This window comes from Streptomyces sp. NPDC005566 (assembly GCF_040605575.1).
Taxonomy (GTDB): Bacteria; Actinomycetota; Actinomycetes; order Streptomycetales; family Streptomycetaceae; genus Streptomyces.
Map to the genome: position 1 here is coordinate 1 of NZ_JBEXDB010000061.1, position 2,667 is coordinate 2,667.

The 2,667-nt window shown below is 70.7% G+C and carries 1 pseudogene; it reads left to right on the forward strand.

Going from position 1 to position 2,667, the window contains the following annotated elements:
- Nucleotides 1–10: 10 nt before the first annotated feature.
- A pseudogene (locus tag ABZS61_RS34690) lies at nucleotides 11–2,667 on the forward strand (beta-ketoacyl synthase N-terminal-like domain-containing protein); the annotation flags it as partial.

The window sequence follows — 2,667 nt, forward strand, 5'->3', positions numbered from 1 at the left end:
CGGCCCCGGACTGACGGACGAACAGGGCCTGGCCCTGTTCGACGCCGCTTTGAACGCGGACCGCGCCGACGTGGTGGCGATACTCCTCGACACCCGTGCCCTCCGCTCCTGGAACGGCACCACCCCGATACCCGCACTCCTGCGCGGCCTCGTACCGGCCGCCGTCGTCCGAAGGGCAAGCCGAGCGGCTGGAGGCGAGCCTCAACTGTTGCGTCAGTTGGCCGGTCTGTCGTCGGCCGAGCGGGGCGGGCTGTTGCAGGACATGGTCCTCACCGAGGTCGCCCATGTCCTTGGGCACACCTCCGCGGATGCCGTCGGCGAGCGTCAGGCGTTCAAGGACCTGGGCTTCGACTCGCTCACCGCGGTGGAGCTCCGCAACCGGCTCAACGCCACCACCGGGCTCCGACTGCCGGCGACACTGGTATTCGACTACCCGAACGTTCAGGTGCTCGCCGGCCATCTGGCAGGGGCGTTGTCGGGTGACGGTGATCCGGCCGTGGTGGCACCGCGACGGCTGGTCCCGGCAGCTGCCGACGAGCCGATCGCGATCGTGGGGATGTCCTGCCGGCTTCCGGGCGGTGTGGTCTCCCCGGAAGGGCTGTGGGATCTGGTCACGGCCGGCGGTGACGGGGTGACGGACTTCCCGGACGACCGCGGCTGGGACGTGACCTGGGGCGGAGTCTCCGGGACGGGTGGCTTCGTCGCCGGTGCGGGAGACTTCGACGCGGGGCTCTTCGGGATCAGCCCGCGTGAGGCGCTGGCCATGGACCCGCAGCAGCGACTGCTGCTGGAGGGCGTATGGGAGGCCTTCGAATCGACGGGGCTGGACCCGATGTCGCTCCGCGGTTCGTCGACCGGCGTGTACGCGGGTGTGATGTACCACGACTACGCCCAGAGTCTGGGTGTGGTGCCGGAGGGCGTCGAAGCCTTCCTGGCCACAGGCAACGCCGGAAGCGTGTTCTCCGGACGGGTGGCCTACACCTTCGGGCTCGAGGGCCCCGCGGTAACGGTGGACACAGCATGCTCGTCCTCGCTCGTCGCGCTGCACCTTGCTTCTCAGGCACTCCGGGCGGGTGAATGTGATCTGGCGGTGGCCGGCGGTGTGACGGTGCTGTCCACGCCCGGCGTCTTCGTCGACTTCGCCCGGCAGGGCGGGCTGGCGTCGGACGGCCGGTGCAAGTCCTTCGCCGCCGCTGCGGACGGCACCGGCTGGGCAGAGGGCGCGGCGGTACTGGTCGTGGAACGGCTCTCCGACGCGCAGCGCAACGGACACCACATCCTCGCCGTCGTCCGCGGCAGTGCCATCAACCAGGACGGCGCGTCCAACGGTCTGACGGCGCCCAACGGCCCGTCGCAACAGAGGGTGATGAGTCAGGCTCTCGCCAACGCCCACCTCACCGGCGCCGACATCGACGTCGTGGAGGCGCACGGAACCGGAACCCGCCTCGGTGACCCGATCGAGGCGCAGGCACTGCTGGCCACCTACGGCCAGGAGCGAGGTGAGAGCGACGAGCCACTGTGGCTCGGCTCCGTCAAGTCGAACATAGGTCACACCCAGGCAGCCGCCGGCGCGGCAGGCGTGATCAAGATGGTCATGGCCCTACGACACGGCCTGATGCCGGCGACGCTCCACGTCGACGCCCCCTCCCCCCAGGTGGACTGGTCGGCGGGCGCGGTGGAACTGCTCACCGAGGCGCGTCCGTGGCCCGAGGTGGGCCGGCCGCGCCGAGCTGCGGTGTCGTCGTTCGGTATCAGTGGCACCAACGCGCACGTCATTCTGGAGGAGCCTCCCGCAGCGCAGGCCGTCGAGGCGGTGCCGACGCGTGCCGGACGCCCTGCCACGGTGCCGTGGCCGGTAGCGGCGAAGTCGGCGGACGCGTTGCGGGCGCAGGTGGAGCGGCTGCGGGAGTTCGTGGCGGAGCGTCCGGAGCTGGATCCGGTGGATGTGGGCTGGTCGCTGTCGACGACGCGGGCGGTGCTGGAGCATCGCGTGGTGCTGGCCTCGGGTGGGGATGTACTCGCCGCCAGTGCGACCGTGGAGGGCCGGACCGCGTTCCTGTTCACCGGCCAGGGCTCGCAGCGTGCGGGCATGGGCCTGGGCCTGTATGAGGCGTTCCCGGTGTTCGCCGATGCCTTCGACGCGGTGTGCGCACGGCTCGACGTCCGGCTGGAGCGTCCGCTGCGTGAGGTCCTGACCGACGGCGTCGACCTGGACCACACCGTGTGGGCCCAGGCCGGCCTGTTTGCGCTTGAGGTTGCGCTGTTCAGGCTCGTCGATTCGTGGGGCGCGACCCCGGACGTACTGCTGGGTCACTCCCTGGGCGAGATCACCGCTGCGCACGTGGCCGGGATCCTCGGCCTGGACGACGCGTGCGTCCTGGTCGCCGAGCGCGGTCGGCTGATGCAGGCGCTGCCGGCCGGTGGCGGCATGCTCGCCGTGCAGGCCACCGAAGTCGACGTCGCGGACTCCGGCCTGGACATCGCCGCCGTCAACGGCCCGAACTCCGTGGTCCTGTCCGGCACCACCAAAGACATAGAGCGCTTCACCGCCCAATGCGCGGAGCAGGGCCGCCGGTTCAACGTGCTGTCGGTGTCGCACGCGTTCCACTCGGCCCTGATGGAGCCGATGCTGGAGGAGTTCGGAGCCGTCCTGTCCGGTCTGACGTT